Source organism: Pseudomonas sp. PS01299 (genome assembly GCF_029960145.1).
In the GTDB taxonomy this organism is placed as follows: Bacteria; Pseudomonadota; Gammaproteobacteria; order Pseudomonadales; family Pseudomonadaceae; genus Aquipseudomonas; species Aquipseudomonas putida_A.
Map to the genome: position 1 here is coordinate 1 of NZ_JASCPO010000032.1, position 17799 is coordinate 17799.

Genomic DNA, 17799 nt, shown 5'->3' on the forward strand with positions numbered 1-17799 from the left:
GGCTTGCTCGCGAAAGCGCTGGGTCAGACACAGATGAATTGACTGACACACCGCTTTCGCGAGCAAGCCCGCTCCCACAGGCGGACTGCGTTTCTCCAAATCACTGCGCCATATCAAGCAAACGATAATTCCTCTTATTCAAACTCACTCGCCCTGTTAGACTTTGCGCCTTTGTTTTCGCCCGTCCGCAGGATGTCTGATGCCCTCGCTGCCGCTTCGCTTGTCCGCACTGTTTCTGGCCCTGGGCCTGAGTGCCTGCGATGACGCCCCGCGTTTTACCAAGGCTGAGCCGGGTGAAGCGCGTTCGGGCGGGGCGGCGACCGTGCGCAAGACCGATCAGAACGCTTTCTCCCTGCCCTCGGCCAATCTGCCGCCGTCGCGCCGGGTCGACTTCAGTGTCGGCAACAGCTTTTTCCGCAGTCCGTGGGTGATCGCCCCGTCGACCACCACCGCCCGCGATGGCCTCGGCCCGCTGTTCAACACCAACGCCTGCCAGAACTGCCACATCAAGGATGGTCGTGGACATCCGCCAACGCCGGATGCGGCGAACGCGGTGTCGATGCTGGTGCGTCTGTCGATTCCCGATTCGCCGGCCTATGCCAAAGTCATCGAGCAAGTCGGCGTGGTGCCCGAGCCGGTCTACGGCGGCCAGTTCCAGGACATGGCCGTGCCCGGGGTCACCCCGGAAGGCAAGGTGCGCGTCGAGTACACCCCGGTGCCGATCCGTTTCAAGGACGGCACCGAAGTCGAGCTGCGCAAACCGGTTCTGCAATTCACTCAGTTGGGCTACGGCCCGATGCACCCGGACACGCGTTTCTCGGCCCGCGTCGCACCGCCGATGATCGGCCTCGGCCTGCTCGAAGCCATTCCCGAAGAAGCGATCCTCGCCAACGCCGCCGCGCAGGCCAAAGAGAACAACGGCATTAAGGGTCGCGTAAATCGGGTCTGGGACGATGAGTTACAGAAAACCGTGGCCGGCCGTTTTGGCTGGAAAGCCGGACAACCGAATCTCAATCAGCAGAATGTCCACGCGTTTTCCGGGGACATGGGCCTGACCACCAGCCTGAGACCCTTCGATGACTGCACCGACGCGCAAACCGCGTGCAAGCAGGCGCCGAATGGCAATGGCCCGGACGGCGAGCCGGAAGTCAGCGACAACATCCTGCGTCTGGTGCTGTTCTACACACGCAACCTCGCAGTGCCGGCACGTCGTGGCGTCAACGACCAACAAGTGCTGGCCGGCAAAAACCTGTTCTTCCAGGCTGGCTGCCAGTCCTGCCACACACCGAAATACACCACCGCCGCCAACGCCGCCGAACCTGAACTGGCCAATCAAGTGATTCGCCCGTACAGCGACCTGCTGCTGCACGACATGGGCGACGGTCTGGCCGACAACCGCACTGAATTCAAGGCCTCCGGCCGCGACTGGCGCACCCCGCCGTTGTGGGGGATCGGCCTGACGCAAGCGGTCAGTGGTCACACTCAGTTTCTGCATGACGGCCGCGCCCGCAACCTGCTCGAAGCCGTGCTCTGGCATGGCGGCGAAGCGCAGCAGGCGCAGCAACAGGTTTTGTCTTTCAACGCCGAGCAGCGTGCTGCGCTGCTGGCGTTCTTGAACTCACTTTAAACACTTAAAAGAATCGGGAGCCCGACATGTTCCGTCCCAAGTTGTTGTTCACCAGCCTTGCCGCACTCGCCCTCGGCGCCTGCTCGCCGCAGGACCCGCAAGCGGTCACGTCGGCAGCCATCGCCAAATCGGTGATCCTGCCGACTTACACCCGTTGGGTCGAAGCCGACAAGCAACTGGCCGTGAGCGCCCTCGCCTACTGTCAGGGCAAGGAAACCCTGGAAACCGCTCGCGCCGACTTCCTGCACGCGCAGAAAGCCTGGGCCGAGCTGCAACCGCTGCTGATCGGCCCATTGGCCGAGGGCAACCGTTCGTGGCAGGTGCAGTTCTGGCCGGACAAGAAAAACCTCGTTGGTCGTCAGGTCGAGCAACTGGTGGTCGCCCAGCCGCAGATCGACGCCGCCGCTCTGGCCAAATCCAGCGTGGTGGTGCAGGGCCTGTCGGCTTACGAATACATCCTGTTCGATGAAAAACCGGACGTCGCCAACGCCGAGCAGAAAGCCAAGTACTGCCCACTGTTGATCGCCATCGGCGAGCGCCAGAAGCAACTGGCCGAAGAGATTCTGCAGAGCTGGAACAACACCGACGGCATGCTCGCGCAAATGAGCAAGTTCCCCAACCAGCGCTACGCCGACTCCCACGAAGCGATCGCCGATCTGCTGCGTGTGCAGGTCACCGCCCTCGACACCCTGAAGAAAAAACTCGGCACACCAATGGGCCGTCAGAGCAAAGGCGTGCCGCAACCGTTCCAGGCTGATGCGTGGCGCAGCCAGTCGTCGCTGACCGCGCTGGAAGCCAGCCTCGCTGCAGCCAAAACCGTCTGGGAAGGCGTCGACAACAAAGGCCTGCGCGGTCTGCTGCCGGCCGAGCAGAAACCGTTGGCGGACAAGATCGACGCCGCTTACGCCGCGTCGCTGAAACTGTTCGACAGCAGCCAGCGCTCGCTGACCGAAATGCTCCAGGACGACGCCGGTCGTCAACAACTCAACGATCTCTACGACAGCCTCAACGTCGTCCATCGCCTGCACGAAGGCGAACTGGCCAAGGCGCTGGGCATCCAACTGGGCTTCAACGCCAACGACGGTGACTGATGAGGGCAAGTGCCATGCTGCGACGCCAGGCTCTGACTTTAGGTAGTTTGCTGCTGGGAGCAGTGACACTGGGCGGCTGGACGCTGTTCAAGCGCAAGGATCAGAGCCCGCTGTTGCTCTCGGCGCGCGATGACACCGACGGCAAGCATTACGCCGTCGGTTATCGGCTGGACGGTACGCGGGTGTTCGCCACCGAGGTCGGCCAGCGCTGCCACGACATCATCAACCACCCGACGCTGCCGATCGCGCTGTTCGTCGCCCGCCGCCCGGGCACCGAGAGCTACCTGATCGATCTGCGCGACGGGACGTTGCTGCAAACCGTGACTTCTCAGCCGAACCGGCATTTCTACGGCCACGCCGTGGTGCACAAGGACGGCGAATACCTGTACGCCACCGAGAACGACACCACGGATCCGGGGCGTGGCCTGCTCGGGGTGTACAAGTTCGAAGGCGAGCGGCTGGTGCACAGCGGCGAGATTTCCACCCATGGCCTCGGCCCGCATCAGGTGTCGTGGATGCCCGATGGCGAAACCCTGGTGGTGGCCAACGGCGGGATCCGCACCGAGGCCGAAAGCCGCGTCGACATGAACCTCAACGCCATGGAACCGAGCCTGGTGCTGATGCAGCGCGATGGCACCCTGCTGAGCAAGGAAACCCTTTCCCAGCAGATGAACAGCGTGCGTCACTTGGGCATTGCCAGCGACGGCACCATCGTCGCCGGCCAGCAGTTCATGGGCGCCTCGCATGAGCGCTCCGAGCTGTTGGCGATCAAGCGTCCGGGCCAGCCCTTCGTGGCATTCCCGGTGCCAGAGCATCAGTTGCAGTCGATGGGTCATTACACCGCCAGCGTCGCAGTGCACAGCGATCTGCGGTTGGTGGCGCTGACCGCGCCGCGTGGCAATCGCTTCTTCATCTGGGACCTGGACAGCGGCGAAGTGCGTCTCGACGCGCCGCTGCCCGATTGCGCCGGTGTTGGTGCGGTGCAGGACGGCTTCGTCGTGACCTCGGGTCAGGGCCGTTGCCGCTACTACGATTGCCGCCAGGATGAGCTGCTGGCCAAGCCGCTGGAATTGCCGGCGGGGCTCTGGGATAACCATCTGCATTTGATCGCATAACCCACCTGTTCTGAGTACGACTCATAACCTGTGGCGAGGGGATTTATCTCCGATCGGCTGCGCAGCAGTCGCAAAACCATCGCACACGGTTCAATTGACAGACCGCGGTTTCAGGTTTTGGGGCGGCTTCGCCACCCATCGGGGATAAATCCCCTCACCACAGGTTCAGTGTTTAGACTTCCTCACTCCGTCCTCCCCTGTAATAACTGCCAGTTGGAATCCCCACCTGACTCGGAGTAATGTGCCCGCCTGTCTCACCTGATTTATCCAAGGAACTGGAAATATGCTGCGTCGCCGCATGCTGATCATGTTGGGTGTTGTCTTGCTGGTCGTCCTGGTATTGGGCGGGTACAAAGCCTTTTCGATCTACACCATGATCCAGGGCTTCTCCAAACCAAAACCGCCGATCAGTGTCGCGGTGGCCCGCGCCAGCGAACAGCCGTGGCAGATGCGTTTGCCCACCGTCGGCTCGCTGAAGGCCTTGCAAGGCGTCGAGCTGAGTCTGGAAGTCGCCGGCACCGTCACCGAACTCAAATTCGAATCCGGACAGAAGGTCAAGGCCGGGCAACCGCTGCTGCAGCTCGACAGCGCGGTCGAGACCGCCCTGCTGGAAACCGCCAAGGCTGACCTGGGACTGGCGCAACTGGATTTCGGTCGCGGCAGCCAACTGGTCGACAGCCGCGCGATCTCCAAAGGCGAGTACGACCGTCTCTCCGCCGTGTTGCAAAAGAACAAGGCCACGGTCAATCAGCTCAACGCTTCGCTGGCGAAAAAACGCATCCTCGCGCCATTCAGCGGCACCATCGGCATCCGTCAGGTGGATGTCGGCGACTACCTCGCCAGCGGCACCAAAATCGCCACCCTGCAGGATCTGAGCAGCCTCTACGCCGACTTCTATGTGCCCGAGCAATCGGTGCCAAAACTGGCCATCGGGCAACCGGTGCAGATTGGTGTCGCGGCCTATCCCGGGCAGAACTTCCCCGGCGCCATCAGCGCGATCAACCCGATTGTCGAGAGCACCACACGCAATATTCTGGTGCGCGCGACCCTGGCCAACCCCGACGGCAAATTGCTGCCGGGGATGTTCGCCAGCCTCAACGTGTTGCTGCCCGATCCGCAGAAACACATCGTGGTGCCGGAAAGCGCGATCACCTACACCCTCTACGGCAACTCGCTGTACGTGGTCGGGCAGAAAAAGGCCGAGGACGGGAGCGTCGAAAAAGACGACAAGGGCCAACCGGTACTGATCGCCGAACGTCGCTTCATCGAGACCGGTGAGCGCCGCGATGGCCTGGTGATGATCAACAAGGGCGTGCAGAGCGGCGAACAAGTGGTGACTGCCGGCCAGATCAAACTGGACAACGGCGCACACATTGTCATCAGCGACGACAAGACCCTCGGCGAGCAGAACAGTCCGCCTCGCGCCGACTGATCAAGGAATCCCCATGGCTTTTACCGATCCGTTCATCCGCCGCCCGGTGCTCGCCACCGTGGTCAGCCTGCTGATTGTGCTGCTGGGTTTCCAGGCCTGGAGCAAGCTGCCGCTGCGCCAGTACCCGCAAATGGAAAACGCCCTGATCACGGTGACCACTGCCTACCCCGGGGCCAACGCCGAGACCATTCAGGGCTACATCACTCAACCGATGCAACAGAGCCTGGCGAGCGCCGAAGGCATCGACTACATGACCTCGGTCAGCCGCCAGAACTTCTCGGTGATCTCGATCTACGCGCGCATCGGTTCCAACACCGACCGTCTGTTCACCGAACTGCTGGCCAAGGCCAATGAGGTGAAGAACAAACTGCCGCAGGACGCCGAAGACCCGGTGCTGAGCAAGGAATCGGCCGACGCCTCGGCGCTGATGTACATCAGTTTCTTCAGCAAGGACTTGAGCAACCCGCAGATCACCGACTACCTGTCGCGGGTGATCCAGCCGAAACTGGCGACCCTGCCGGGCATGGCCGAGGCGGAGATTCTCGGTAATCAGGTATTCGCCATGCGCCTGTGGCTCGACCCGGTGAAGCTCGCCGGTTTCGGCCTCAGCGCCAGCGACGTGACCAACGCCGTGCGCCAGTACAACTTCCTCTCCGCCGCTGGCGAGGTGAAGGGCGAGTACGTGGTCACCAGCATCAACGCCAACACCGAACTGAAATCCGCCGAAGCCTTCGCGGCGATTCCGCTCAAGGTCAGTGGCGACAGCCGCGTGCTGCTCAGCGATGTCGCGCGGGTCGAGATGGGCGCGGAAAACTACGACTCGATCAGCTCGTTCGGCGGCACGCCGTCGGTGTACATCGGCATCAAGGCCACGCCGGGCGCCAACCCGCTGGACGTGATCCGGGAAGTGCGCAAGCTGATGCCGGAGCTGGAAGCGCAATTGCCGCCCAACCTCAAGAGCGAGATTGCCTACGACGCCACCCAGTTCATCCAGGCCTCGATCGACGAAGTGGTGAAAACCCTGTTCGAAGCGGTGCTGATCGTGATTGTGGTGGTGTTCCTGTTCCTCGGCGCGTTGCGCTCGGTGGTGATCCCGGTGGTGACCATCCCGCTGTCGATGATCGGCGTGATGTTCTTCATGCAGATGATGGGCTACTCGATCAACCTGCTGACCCTGCTGGCGATGGTGCTGGCCATCGGTCTGGTGGTGGATGACGCGATTGTGGTGGTGGAGAACATCCACCGGCATATCGAGGAAGGCAAGACGCCGCTGGAGGCCGCGCTGGAAGGTGCGCGGGAAATCGCCATGCCGGTGGTGTCGATGACCATCACCCTGGCGGCGGTGTATGCGCCGATCGGCTTCCTCACCGGGCTGACCGGGGCCTTGTTCAAGGAGTTCGCCCTGACCCTGGCCGGCGCCGTGGTGATCTCCGGGATCGTCGCCCTGACCCTGTCGCCGATGATGTGCGCCCTGCTGTTACGCCACGAAGAAAACCCCAGTGGCCTGGCACACCGCCTCGACCGCATTTTCGACAGCCTCAAACGCCGCTACCAGAGCATGCTCCACGGCACACTGAATACGCGGCCGGTGGTGCTGGTGTTCGCGGTGATCGTGTTGTGCCTGATCCCGGTGTTTCTCAAGTTCACCAAGTCGGAACTGGCGCCGGACGAGGATCAGGGCATCATCTTCATGATGGCCACGGCCCCCCAGCCGACCAACCTCGATTACCTGAGCACTTACACCGACGAATTCATCAAGATCTTCAAGGAGTTTCCGGAGTACTACTCCTCGTTTCAGATCAACGGCTACAACGGTGTGCAAGCGGGCATCGGCGGCTTCCTGCTCAAGCCATGGAACGAGCGCAGCCGCACGCAGATGCAGATCCTGCCCGAGGTCCAAGGCAAACTGGCGAGTATCCCCGGCCTGCAGATTTTCGGCTTCAACCTGCCCTCCCTGCCTGGCACCGGTGAAGGTTTGCCGTTCGAATTCGTGGTCAATACCGCCAACGACTACGAATTGCTGCTGCAAGTGGCCGACCGGATCAAGAAACGTGCGATGGAGTCGGGCAAGTTCGCCTTCGTCGACCTCGATCTGGCGTTCGACAAGCCGGAAGTGGTCGTCGATATCGACCGTGCCAAAGCCGCGCAGATGGGCGTGTCGATGCAGGATCTGGGCGGCACCCTGGCGACGCTGCTGGGTGAGGCGGAAATCAACCGTTTCACCATCGAAGGCCGCAGTTACAAAGTGATTGCCCAGGTCGAACGACCGTACCGCGAAAACCCTGGCTGGCTGAACAACTACTACGTGAAGAACACCCAGGGCGAGCTGCTGCCGCTGTCGACGCTGATCAAGGTCAGCGACCGGGCGCGACCGCGCCAGCTCAACCAGTTCCAGCAACTCAACGCGGCGAAGATTTCCGGATTCCCGTTGGTCAGCATGGGCGAGGCCATCGACACCGTGCTGCAGATCGCCCGGGAAGAAGCGCCTGCCGGGTTTGCCTTCGACTATGGCGGCGCCTCGCGCCAGTACGTGCAGGAAGGCAGCGCTCTGTGGGTAACCTTCGCCCTGGCGCTGGCGATCATTTTCCTGGTGCTGGCGGCGCAGTTCGAGAGCTTCCGTGATCCGCTGGTGATTCTGGTGACGGTGCCGCTGTCGATCTGTGGTGCGTTGATTCCGCTGTTCCTTGGCTGGTCGAGCATGAACATCTACACCCAGGTCGGACTGGTGACCCTGATCGGGCTGATCAGCAAGCACGGGATCCTGATCGTCGAGTTCGCCAACCAGCTGCGCAAGGACAAGGGCCTGACCGCGCGCGAAGCGGTCGAGGAAGCGGCGGCAATCCGCTTGCGCCCGGTGTTGATGACCACGGCGGCGATGGTGTTCGGCATGGTGCCGTTGATTCTGGCGACCGGTGCGGGCGCCGTGAGCCGGTTTGATATCGGCACCGTGATTGCAACGGGGATGTCGATCGGCACCCTGTTTACCCTGTTTGTGCTGCCGTGCATCTACACCCTATTGGCGAAACCCGATCCGAAATAACAGCGATTTACCCTTGTGGGAGCGGGCTTGCTCGCGAAAGCGTCAGGTCAGTCAACAGCAATGCTGAATGTGCCGGCCCCTTCGTGAGCAAGCCCACTCCCACCCTTGATCGCGGCCAGCCCCCCCAATCCTTCATCCACCACAGTCCCCTGTGGCAGCGGGCTTGCTCGCGAAAGCGTCAGGTCAGTCAACAGCCATGCTGAATGTGCCGGCCTCTTCGTGAGCAAGCCCACTCCCACCCTTGATCGCGGCAAGCCCCCCAATCCTTCATCCACCACAGTCCCCTGTGGGAGCGGGCTTGCTCGCGAAAGCGTCGGGTCAGTCAACAGCAATGCTGAATGTGCCGGCCCCTTCGTGAGCAAGCCCACTCCCACCCTTGATCGCGGCAAGCCCCCCCAATCCTTCATCCACCACAGTCCCCTGTGGGAGCGGGCTTGCTCGCGAAAGCGCCAGGTCAGTCAACAGCAATGCTGAATGTGCCGGCCCCTTCGTGAGCAAGCCCACTCCCACCCTTGATCGCGGCCAGCCACAAACCTGCCATCCATCGCCGATCCCACAGGGGAATGGTGTGATCCCTGGAACACGCGCAATAAAAAAGGCCTCGCATCTGCGAGGCCTTTCATTTTGGCTTCAATCGGTTCAACTCTGTGGCCTCATCCCTTGAGAAAGTCCGAACATGAACAACAACAGATCATGGTCAGGTTTAGTGGCCACGGAGGCTTTCGCCACCCGTGGTACTGCGCAGTGAGCATCGCCTGTGGTAGCACCGATCACCTGCATGCGGGGCTGCTCCCAGGCCGCCACCGCCAATGAAGCAACTGCCAAGGCTCCAACCAAAAACAAACCTCGTGCAATTTCGAGTTTCATCGCTATAAACCTTTGATAGCGCTGCCAAACGCCGTCTCATAAAAGTAGACGAGTTTTTTCCAGTCCGTGTCGCTGAACGACGAATGGCGACGCAATTGCTTCATGTCATGGGAGGCCGCGCGATAAGCGGTCAGACGCTGACGGCATTTCTCCAGATCGATCAATGCCACTTCGACCTGAGCCGAATCACCTTCGCCGGTCACCCGTACAAAAACGTGTTTGATGTAGATACAGCTGTGCTGCCAACGGCCCTTGTGCATGCGCGCGAGGTTTTCGGCCAGGTCTTTGAGGACGCGCTCGTAAACCGCTTCGCCATATTGGGCACGGCCACCGGCGGCTTCCCACTTCTCGAGTTCGTCGAAACCGTCCAGCGACTTGGTCACCAGCAGCGCACGCCACTTGTGTTGCGGATCGGGCTGCGCACCGCAGAAGACGATTTGCGGGACGCGTACGCCGAGGCGGCTGACACCGGTCAGGGCATCCAGCTCTCGCAAGACTGTCGGCCGGCCGAAGGGATGCAGCCAACTGCGATAGATATGTCCGGTCTGGCGCTTGGCATACAGTAACTGGCCGTCACGGCCCACGACTCGTTGCACACCACTTTCCCCGCCACGGCGCACGTTGGGTTCTTCCACCCATTCACCGCGCTGGTTCCAGTAGTAGTCGAAGCGATCTTGGGGAGCGACTTCCGTTTCTGCTGCTATTTGCACCGCCATCCTGTTACCTCTTGCGTAATACGTAAACCCGCCACATGGCATAGAGCGGAATGAAGTCCAGTTGTTCCTGAATGCGAAAACCTGCCTCTTCGAACTCTTTTTCTACTGTCACAGCCGGTAACACAAACCGGTTTTGGTAACCTTCCTGCCCGCGCCGCTGTTCAGCGCGTTTGCGTTTCCAGGCCTTGAAATTACCGTCCACCCACAACGAAATGATTACGCTGTCACGGGTGACACGCTCGAATTCGCGCAAAATCGTCCGCCGATGTTCGGCTTCACCGATGTGATGCAGCAAACGCATGCAGAAAATGCTGTCGACGGCGTTATCCGGCAAGGCAATGTCGAACGCTGACGTGTGCAAAGGTTGTACCCGTTTCACCACATCAGCCGGCTGCGCCTGCATCGCAGTCTTGATCATAGACTCGGAATTGTCCGCGCCAATGATCACCCGATTGGGTTTTTCCGCCAGCAACGGCCAGAAACGCCCTGCACCACACGGCAGATCCAGAACCAGCCCCGGCTCGCCCGCCAGCGTCAACGCCTTGCGGGCCAGTTGCTCGTCCCGCCAATGTGACAACCGACGACCGAGACCGTCCTGATGCTTGCGCAAATATTTTTGTGCATGCTGGTCATCATACTTTTCGGAAAAATCGAGCTTGATCGGTCTGCTCATTTTCAGGACTCCTGAATAACTGATGCCCCTACCATAGGTAGTGGCATGTCAGCGTCAGGTCGTCCCTTTGTGAAAATTACGTCAGGTAAACCGGCAAACTATTACAGGGTTTTACAGGGAGAAAGCAATAGCGCGGGGCCATCAGCGACCGTCAGCACGGCCCAGCGTCACCTCAAAGCGGCAGCCATTGGGCTGCATGGTGCTCAACGTCACCTCCCAGCCCTGGTTTTCACAGATCCGCTGCACCAGCGACAAACCCAGACCCAGGCCTTCGCCGCGCTTCTCATTGCCGCGCACGAAGGGCTGGAACATGGCCTCACGTTTTTCCTCGGGAATGCCGACGCCCGAGTCTTCGACGACGAAGCCGTTGTCGTTGAGCGTCAGGCGGATGAAGCCCTGCTCGGTGTAGTGGCAGGCGTTGCGCAACAAATTGCCCATGACCGCGCTGAGCAGAGTCGCGTTGAAGCGAGTGTCCGGCGGATTGCCCGGCTCGAACATCAGCCGCAGCCCTTTCGATTCGATCGGTTCACGCCAGATACTCAACAAGCCATCGGCCACCTGACTGATGTTCTGCTGCGGCGCTGAACCGGCGTCTTCACGCTGGGCGCGGGCGAGCATCAGGAAGGTCTGCACCAGTTCACGCATTTCTTCGCTGGCGCGGGCGATGCGCTCGACCTGGGCACGACCGCGTTGATCCAGCCCCGGATTTTCCAGCAGCAGTTCGCAGGAACTGGCCAGCACCATTAACGGCGTGCGCAGTTCGTGGCTGACGTCACTGGTGAACAGCCGCTCGCGGGTCAGCGCCTGACGCAGACGACCAAGCGTTGCATCGAACGCCACCGCCAGTTCGCCGACTTCGTCAGCCGCATAGTCCGGCGCCAGTGGCGGCGCCAGACCGAGCAACTGATCGCGATGCCGTACTTGCCGTGCCAGGCGCACCACCGGCGCCATGACCTTGCGCGCCAGCACCCAGCCGAGGAATACGGCCAGCGCCAGACTGAGCACAAAGCCCACCAGCACCACGGCAAACAGCACGCGTTCACGCTCTTCGAAATCGCTTTGATCCTGCAGCAGCACGTAGCGGCGACCGTCGACGATCTCGACCATCGCGTGATACGACAGCTGCTCGCGGAACACTTCGTGGAACCCCGCATCGAGGTGACGCAGATCCTTGGGCAGCTCGAAATCACCCGGTCCGCCGCTGAAATAGAACAACTGGTCCGGTTCCGGGCGATGGCTCCAGTCCGAGACGTTGTCCATCAGCAGCAGACGTTGCAGGTCGCCGCCCAGCCCCGCCGAAATCAGTTTCTCCTCCACCAGGTGCACGGTCGCCACGATGCCCATGGCGAAGGCCCCGGCCACCAGCGCACTCATCAGCGCAAAGGCGATGATGATCCGCTGGGAAAGGCTTTGCTTAAACTCCATCACGCCCCTCGGCCAGGCGGTAACCCACGCCGTGCACGGTTTGCAGCAACGGCTTGGCGAATGGCTTGTCGATCACCTGACGCAATTGGTGGACGTGGCTGCGCAGGCTGTCGCTGTCCGGGCAGTCATCGCCCCACAGCGCTTCTTCGAGAATTTCCCGACGCAGGACGTGCGGACTCTTCTGCATCAAGACTGCCAGCAGCTTCAGCCCGACCGGGTTGAGCTTGAGCAGCTTGCCCTCGCGGGTCACTTCCAGCGTGTCGAGGTCGTAGGTCAGGTCACCGACCTGCAGCGCGCGACGGCCGCCGCCCTGGGTGCGACGCATCACGGCTTCGATGCGTGCCGCCAGTTCCGACAGGGCAAACGGTTTGACCAGGTAATCATCAGCCCCGGACTTGAAGCCCTGCAGGCGGTCGTCCAGTTGATCGCGGGCGGTGAGCATGATCACCGGCGTATCGCGTCGGGCGTCTTCACGCAGGCGCTTGCACAGGGTGTAGCCGTCGATCCCCGGCAGCATGATATCGAGCACGATCAGGTCGTAATGCTCGGTGGCAGCCAGATGCAGGCCCGACAAGCCGTCCTGGGCGCAATCGACGGTATAGCCTTTGAGCCCCAGGTAATCGGCCAGGTTGGCCAGGATATCGCGGTTGTCTTCGACCAATAGAATTCGCATTGGCATCTCCTCCGTACACAGTTACGGCCGTCATGGCCCGCGCAGCTTAAGGCCAACGCCGTTTCAGGGCTAGGGCCGGCAGGCACGCCGATCCATTTGCCTAACCAAATTAAATATTTAACAAAGTTTTCACTATGGATTCACAACCTGATTACAGTGGCGCCGTGACACTCGCGCGCCATTGATATAAGGAAAACGAGACAATGGACCCTTTCAAGACTGCGCCCATGCGCTTTCTGCTGCTCATCACCGGCGCCTGGCTGGTCATCTTTCTTCTGACTCGAGCGGTACTGCTGCTGACTCACCTGGATGAGGCCGGCGGCTTCGCCCTGTCGGTGTTCGGCATCGGCGCGCTCTACGACCTGGGTTTCCTGGCCTATGCGGCATTGCCGATGGGCTTGTACCTGCTGCTCTGCCCGCCGGGCCTGTGGCGGCGTCGTGGACATCGCGGGTTCCTGCGCGCCCTGCTGACCATCAGCCTGTTCGCCATGCTGTTCGTGGCGGTGGCTGAATGGCTGTTCTGGGACGAGTTCGGCGTGCGCTTCAACTTCATCGCCGTCGATTACCTGGTGTATTCCGACGAAGTGCTGAACAACGTCCTCGAGTCGTACCCGATCGGCAAACTGCTGAGCCTCCTCGCGGTACTGGCCGTGGTTATCAGCTTTGCCTTGGGCAAGCCGTTCAATGCTGCCATGAATGCCCCGCTGCCAGCGCTGCGCGGGCGTCTGCTCAGTGCCTTGGGCCTGTTGATCGTCGCGGGTCTGAGCCTGCAACTGCTCAGCCAGGACGCCCCACGTGCCCAGGGCGGCAACGCCTACCAGAACGAACTGGCCAGCAACGGCCCGTATCAGTTCTTCGCCGCGTTCCGTAACAATGAACTCGACTACACCCAGTTCTACAAGAGCCTGCCGGCAGAAAAAGTCGCCAGCCAGATCCGCGCCGAGCTGAGCGAAAGCGACGCGCGCTTCATCGGCAAGGATCCACAGGACATTCGCCGGGTGATCGACAACCCGGGCACCCCGCGCAAGCCGAACATTGTGCTGGTGACCATCGAAAGCCTGAGCGCCAAGTACCTGGGCAGCAATGGCGACGGTCGCAACCTGACGCCAAACCTCGACGCCTTGCGCAAGCAGAGTCTGTACTTCAACAACTTCTACGCCACCGGCACCCGCACCGACCGCGGTCTGGAAGCGATCACCCTGGCCATCCCGCCGACGCCAGGCCGCTCGATCGTCAAGCGCATCGGCCGTGAAAGCGGTTTCGCCAGCCTTGGCCAGCAGTTGAGCGCGGTGGGTTACGACAGCGTGTTCGTCTACGGCGGACGCGGCTACTTCGACAACATGAACGCGTTCTTCAGCGGCAACGGCTATCGTGTGGTCGATCAGAGCAGCGTCGATGAAGCCGAGATCCACTTCAAGAACGCCTGGGGCATGGCCGACGAAGATCTGTACCGCCAGACCCTGAAACTGGCGGATGCCGACTACGCCAAACAGCAGCCGTTTCTGCTGCAACTGATGACCACCTCCAACCATCGCCCTTACACCTACCCCGACAACCGGATCGACATCAAGTCCGGCAACGGTCGTGATGGCGCGGTGAAGTACACCGACTACGCGATTGGTCAGTTCCTGGAGCAGGCGCGGCAGAAACCGTGGTTCGACAACACCATCTTCATCTTCGTCGCCGACCACACCGCGGGCAGCGCCGGTAAAGAAGACTTGCCGATCGCCAACTACCAGATCCCGCTGTTCATCTACGCGCCGAAAATGATCGAAGCTCGCGAGAGCGCGCAACTGGCCAGTCAGATCGACCTGGCGCCGACACTGCTGGGCTTGCTCAACCTGGATTACACCTCGACGTTCTTCGGTCGCAACCTGTTGCAGGACAACCCGCTGCCACCGCGCGTGGTGGTCGGCAACTACCAGCACCTGGGCCTGTTCGACGGCAAGGATCTGGCGATCCTCAGCCCGCGCCAGGGCTTGCGCCGGCATGACGATGCGCTGACCGAAAGCCGCGAGTCGCGGGTCAGCAGCGACGATCCGCTGGTCAGCCGGGCCATTGCGTATTACCAGGCGGCCAGTTATGGCTTCAAACAGCAGTTGTTGAGCTGGAAGCCGGCGAAGGACAGCACTGTCCAGGTCAGCGAGCAGTAACCGACGGTGGTTCAGGTCAGGTCAGTCAAGCTTTGTGTCGACTGCTCTGACGCCATCGCTGGCAAGCCAGCTCCCACAAGGATTGCGCTAAACCTGTGGGAGCTGGCTTGCCAGCGATGGCCCCACCTCGGTATAGCGCCAACAACAAATCGAAGGCAATAAAAAACCCCGCCTGCTCATCGCAGGCGGGGTTTTTCGTTACAGGGGTAAGGCTGGCTTACATCATGCCGCCCATGCCACCCATGCCGCCCATGTCTGGCATACCGCCGCCAGCTGCACCTTCTTTCTTCGGTGCATCAGCAACAGCTGCTTCGGTGGTCAGGATCAGACCGCCGATCGAGGCTGCAGCTTGCAGAGCGGAACGGGTTACCTTGGTTGGGTCCAGGATGCCCATTTCGATCATGTCGCCGTATTCGCCCGAAGCAGCGTTGTAACCGAAGTTACCTTTGCCGTTCTTCACTTCGTTGACGACTACGCTTGGCTCGTCGCCGGAGTTGGCAGCGATCTGGCGCAGCGGCGCTTCAACAGCGCGACGCAGCACAGCGATACCGACGTTCTGGTCAGCGTTGTCGCCGGTCAGTTCGGTCAGGGCTTCCAGAGCACGGATCAGCGCAACGCCACCGCCAGGTACCACGCCTTCTTCAACGGCTGCACGGGTTGCGTGCAGGGCGTCTTCAACGCGGGCCTTCTTCTCTTTCATTTCAACTTCGGAACCAGCGCCAACCTTGATCACTGCAACGCCGCCGGACAGCTTGGCCAGACGCTCTTGCAGTTTTTCACGGTCGTAGTCCGAGGAAGTCTCGGCAACCTGGGCGCGGATCTGAGCGATACGGGCTTCGATGTCGCCTTGTACGCCAGCACCGTCAACGATGATGGTGTTTTCCTTGGACAGGGTCACGCGCTTGGCGTTACCCAGGTGCTCCAGGGTGGTGCTTTCCAGGCTCAGGCCGATCTCTTCGGAGATCACGGTACCGCCGGTCAGAACGGCGATGTCCTGCAGCATGGCCTTGCGACGGTCGCCGAAGCCTGGAGCCTTGACGGCTGCAACCTTGACGATGCCACGCATGTTGTTCACGACCAGAGTCGCCAGGGCTTCGCCTTCAACGTCTTCGGCAACGATCAGCAGTGGACGGCCGGCTTTGGCAACGGCTTCCAGCACTGGCAGCATTTCGCGGATGTTCGAGATCTTTTTGTCGACCAGCAGGATCAGCGGGCCGTCGAGCTCGGCAACCATGGTGTCCGGCTTGTTGACGAAGTACGGGGACAGGTAGCCACGGTCGAACTGCATGCCTTCTACAACCGACAGTTCGTTTTCCAGGCCCGAGCCTTCTTCAACGGTGATCACGCCTTCTTTACCGACTTTTTCCATGGCTTCGGCAATGATGTCGCCGATGGAGTTGTCGGAGTTGGCGGAGATGGTACCTACCTGAGCGATGGCCTTGGTGTCAGCGCATGGCTTGGACAGGGCTTTCAGTTCTTTGACGATCGCGATGGTCGCTTTGTCGATACCGCGCTTCAGGTCCATCGGGTTCATGCCGGCAGCGACGGCTTTCAGGCCTTCGTTGACGATCGACTGAGCCAGAACGGTCGCAGTGGTAGTACCGTCACCAGCGTCATCGTTGGCACGGGAGGCAACGTCTTTGACCAGCTGCGCGCCCATGTTTTCGAAGCGATCTTCGAGTTCGATTTCCTTGGCGACGGAAACGCCGTCCTTGGTGATGGTCGGAGCGCCGAAGCTCTTCTCGAGAATCACGTTACGGCCTTTCGGGCCCAGGGTCGCTTTTACCGCGTCAGCCAGAACGTTGACGCCTTTGAGCATCTTGGAGCGAGCGGCATCGCCGAACTTAACTTCTTTAGCAGCCATGATCGATATTCCTTAAATACTTTGTAGTAACGGGAAAATGAACGGGGGGTATCAGCCTTCGATAACAGCGAGGATTTCGTTCTCGCTCATTACCAGCAGGTCTTCGCCGTCGACTTTCACAGTGTTGCTGCCGGAGTAAGGACCGAACACAACCTTGTCGCCTTCCTTCACGGACAGTGCACGCACTTCACCGTTTTCCAGAGCCTTGCCCGGGCCTACAGCGAGAATCACACCGTGGTTGGCTTTTTCAGCAGCCGAACCTGGCAGGACGATACCGCCAGCGGTTTTCTTTTCTTCTTCGCTGCGACGGATGACGACGCGGTCATGCAGAGGACGAAGCTTCATTGTCGATCTCTCCTAATTGTGGTTTTCATCGGCCGGTGTAGTCCCGGCGGGTTTAACAAATCCGGCCTGCGCCGGTTGCGGTTCGTCGAGCAAACCGCGGAAGTCTGTCCGGCTTGAATGCCGGAAACCTTTCGGTGACCGATACATAAGGGCGCATAAGCTTATTACAAGGGCGGGGGCAGAAAATTTTTCATCAATTGCCCCTTGAATGCCGCGCATAAACAAACGGCACCCGAAGGTGCCGTGTCGAAGCAGGGGTTACTTGCTGTCGCGATGTTCGAACTCGCCTTCGATCACATCACCCTCGCGGCCCAGAGGCTGGCGCGGTGCAGGACCGCCACGGGGTTGCAGGTCGTCGGCGAAGGCCCGCTGACGGATCGCCTGTTCTTCGGCGCGCTGACGCATTTTATTGGCCAGCAGACGACGGGTGAACGGCAGCAGCATCACCAGACCGACCACGTCGCTGATGAAGCCCGGCAGGATCAACAGGCCACCGGCCAAGGCGAGCATCAAGCCTTCAAGCATGGTCTGTGCGGGCAACTCACCGCGATTCAGGCTTTCACGGGCACGCAGTGCCGTGGCCAGACCGGCGACGCGCAGTACGAACACACCAAACATCGAGCCGAGAATGATCAGCAGCAGGGCCGGGAAAAACCCGATCGCCCCTGCCACTTTGACGAATACGAACAGCTCCAGCACCGGAAACAGCAGAAAGAGCAACAAAAAAGGGCGCATCAAAGATTCCTCAACGCAAGAAATGCCTTGCAGTAAGCCTTAG

The 17799-nt window shown here is 60.8% G+C and carries 14 protein-coding genes; 6 read left to right on the forward strand and 8 right to left on the reverse strand.

Annotated elements, in window-relative coordinates; genetic code table 11:
• Positions 1-199 precede the first annotated feature (199 nt).
• The 5 genes from QMX91_RS08610 to QMX91_RS08630 all read left to right on the forward strand — a co-directional run bounded on the left by QMX91_RS08610 (position 200) and on the right by QMX91_RS08630 (position 8305).
• Positions 200-1627 carry a di-heme oxidoredictase family protein gene (locus QMX91_RS08610; RefSeq protein ID WP_223007760.1) on the forward strand — a complete coding sequence of 476 codons (1428 nt, stop codon included), beginning with the start codon at positions 200-202 and terminating at the stop codon, positions 1625-1627.
• 26 nt (positions 1628-1653) lie between these two features.
• A complete protein-coding gene (locus QMX91_RS08615; protein WP_096795126.1) occupies positions 1654-2718 on the forward strand; it encodes an imelysin family protein in 1065 nt (354 codons plus the stop codon).
• A 14-nt stretch (positions 2719-2732) separates the two neighbouring features.
• On the forward strand, positions 2733-3833 hold the full coding sequence (locus tag QMX91_RS08620) for a DUF1513 domain-containing protein (RefSeq protein ID WP_282412559.1): 1101 nt from the start codon (positions 2733-2735) through the stop codon (positions 3831-3833).
• Positions 3834-4116: 283 nt separating this feature from the next.
• A complete protein-coding gene (locus QMX91_RS08625) occupies positions 4117-5265 on the forward strand; it encodes an efflux RND transporter periplasmic adaptor subunit (protein WP_098965341.1) in 1149 nt (382 codons plus the stop codon).
• A 13-nt stretch (positions 5266-5278) separates the two neighbouring features.
• A complete protein-coding gene (locus QMX91_RS08630) occupies positions 5279-8305 on the forward strand; it encodes a multidrug efflux RND transporter permease subunit (RefSeq protein ID WP_225136153.1) in 3027 nt (1008 codons plus the stop codon).
• Between the two features lie 639 nt (positions 8306-8944).
• On the opposite strand, the gene QMX91_RS08635 is transcribed toward QMX91_RS08630, so the two are convergent.
• The 5 genes from QMX91_RS08635 to colR all read right to left on the reverse strand — a co-directional run bounded on the left by QMX91_RS08635 (position 8945) and on the right by colR (position 12659).
• Positions 8945-9172: a hypothetical protein gene (locus QMX91_RS08635; RefSeq protein ID WP_025111684.1), complete on the reverse strand. Its 228-nt coding sequence runs from the start codon at positions 9170-9172 to the stop codon at positions 8945-8947.
• A 2-nt stretch (positions 9173-9174) separates the two neighbouring features.
• Complete coding sequence (locus QMX91_RS08640) at positions 9175-9888, reverse strand: lipopolysaccharide kinase InaA family protein (protein ID WP_096795130.1); 714 nt, start codon at positions 9886-9888, stop codon at positions 9175-9177.
• Between the two features lie 4 nt (positions 9889-9892).
• A complete protein-coding gene (locus QMX91_RS08645) occupies positions 9893-10561 on the reverse strand; it encodes a class I SAM-dependent methyltransferase (protein ID WP_098965345.1) in 669 nt (222 codons plus the stop codon).
• A 141-nt stretch (positions 10562-10702) separates the two neighbouring features.
• Positions 10703-11986 (reverse strand): HAMP domain-containing sensor histidine kinase, encoded by a 1284-nt coding sequence (locus QMX91_RS08650; RefSeq protein ID WP_098965347.1) that lies wholly within the window; start codon positions 11984-11986, stop codon positions 10703-10705.
• Positions 11976-12659 (reverse strand): two-component system response regulator ColR, encoded by a 684-nt coding sequence (colR, locus tag QMX91_RS08655; protein WP_007964011.1) that lies wholly within the window; start codon positions 12657-12659, stop codon positions 11976-11978. The genes QMX91_RS08650 and colR overlap by 11 nt, the downstream gene beginning before the upstream one ends.
• Positions 12660-12862: 203 nt before the next feature.
• On the opposite strand from colR, the gene QMX91_RS08660 reads away from it, so the two are divergent.
• On the forward strand, positions 12863-14812 hold the full coding sequence (locus tag QMX91_RS08660; protein WP_210558466.1) for an LTA synthase family protein: 1950 nt from the start codon (positions 12863-12865) through the stop codon (positions 14810-14812).
• A 217-nt stretch (positions 14813-15029) separates the two neighbouring features.
• Here QMX91_RS08660 and groL read toward each other — a convergent pair whose 3' ends face one another.
• From groL to QMX91_RS08675, 3 genes are all read right to left on the reverse strand, one after another.
• Positions 15030-16676, reverse strand: a complete 1647-nt coding sequence (gene groL, locus QMX91_RS08665) for a chaperonin GroEL (protein ID WP_039765873.1) — start codon at positions 16674-16676, stop codon at positions 15030-15032.
• A 51-nt stretch (positions 16677-16727) separates the two neighbouring features.
• Positions 16728-17021, reverse strand: coding sequence for a co-chaperone GroES (locus QMX91_RS08670; protein ID WP_007916610.1), 294 nt, complete (start codon positions 17019-17021; stop codon positions 16728-16730).
• A 258-nt stretch (positions 17022-17279) separates the two neighbouring features.
• Positions 17280-17756 (reverse strand): FxsA family protein, encoded by a 477-nt coding sequence (locus tag QMX91_RS08675; RefSeq protein WP_096795133.1) that lies wholly within the window; start codon positions 17754-17756, stop codon positions 17280-17282.
• Positions 17757-17799 lie beyond the last annotated feature (43 nt).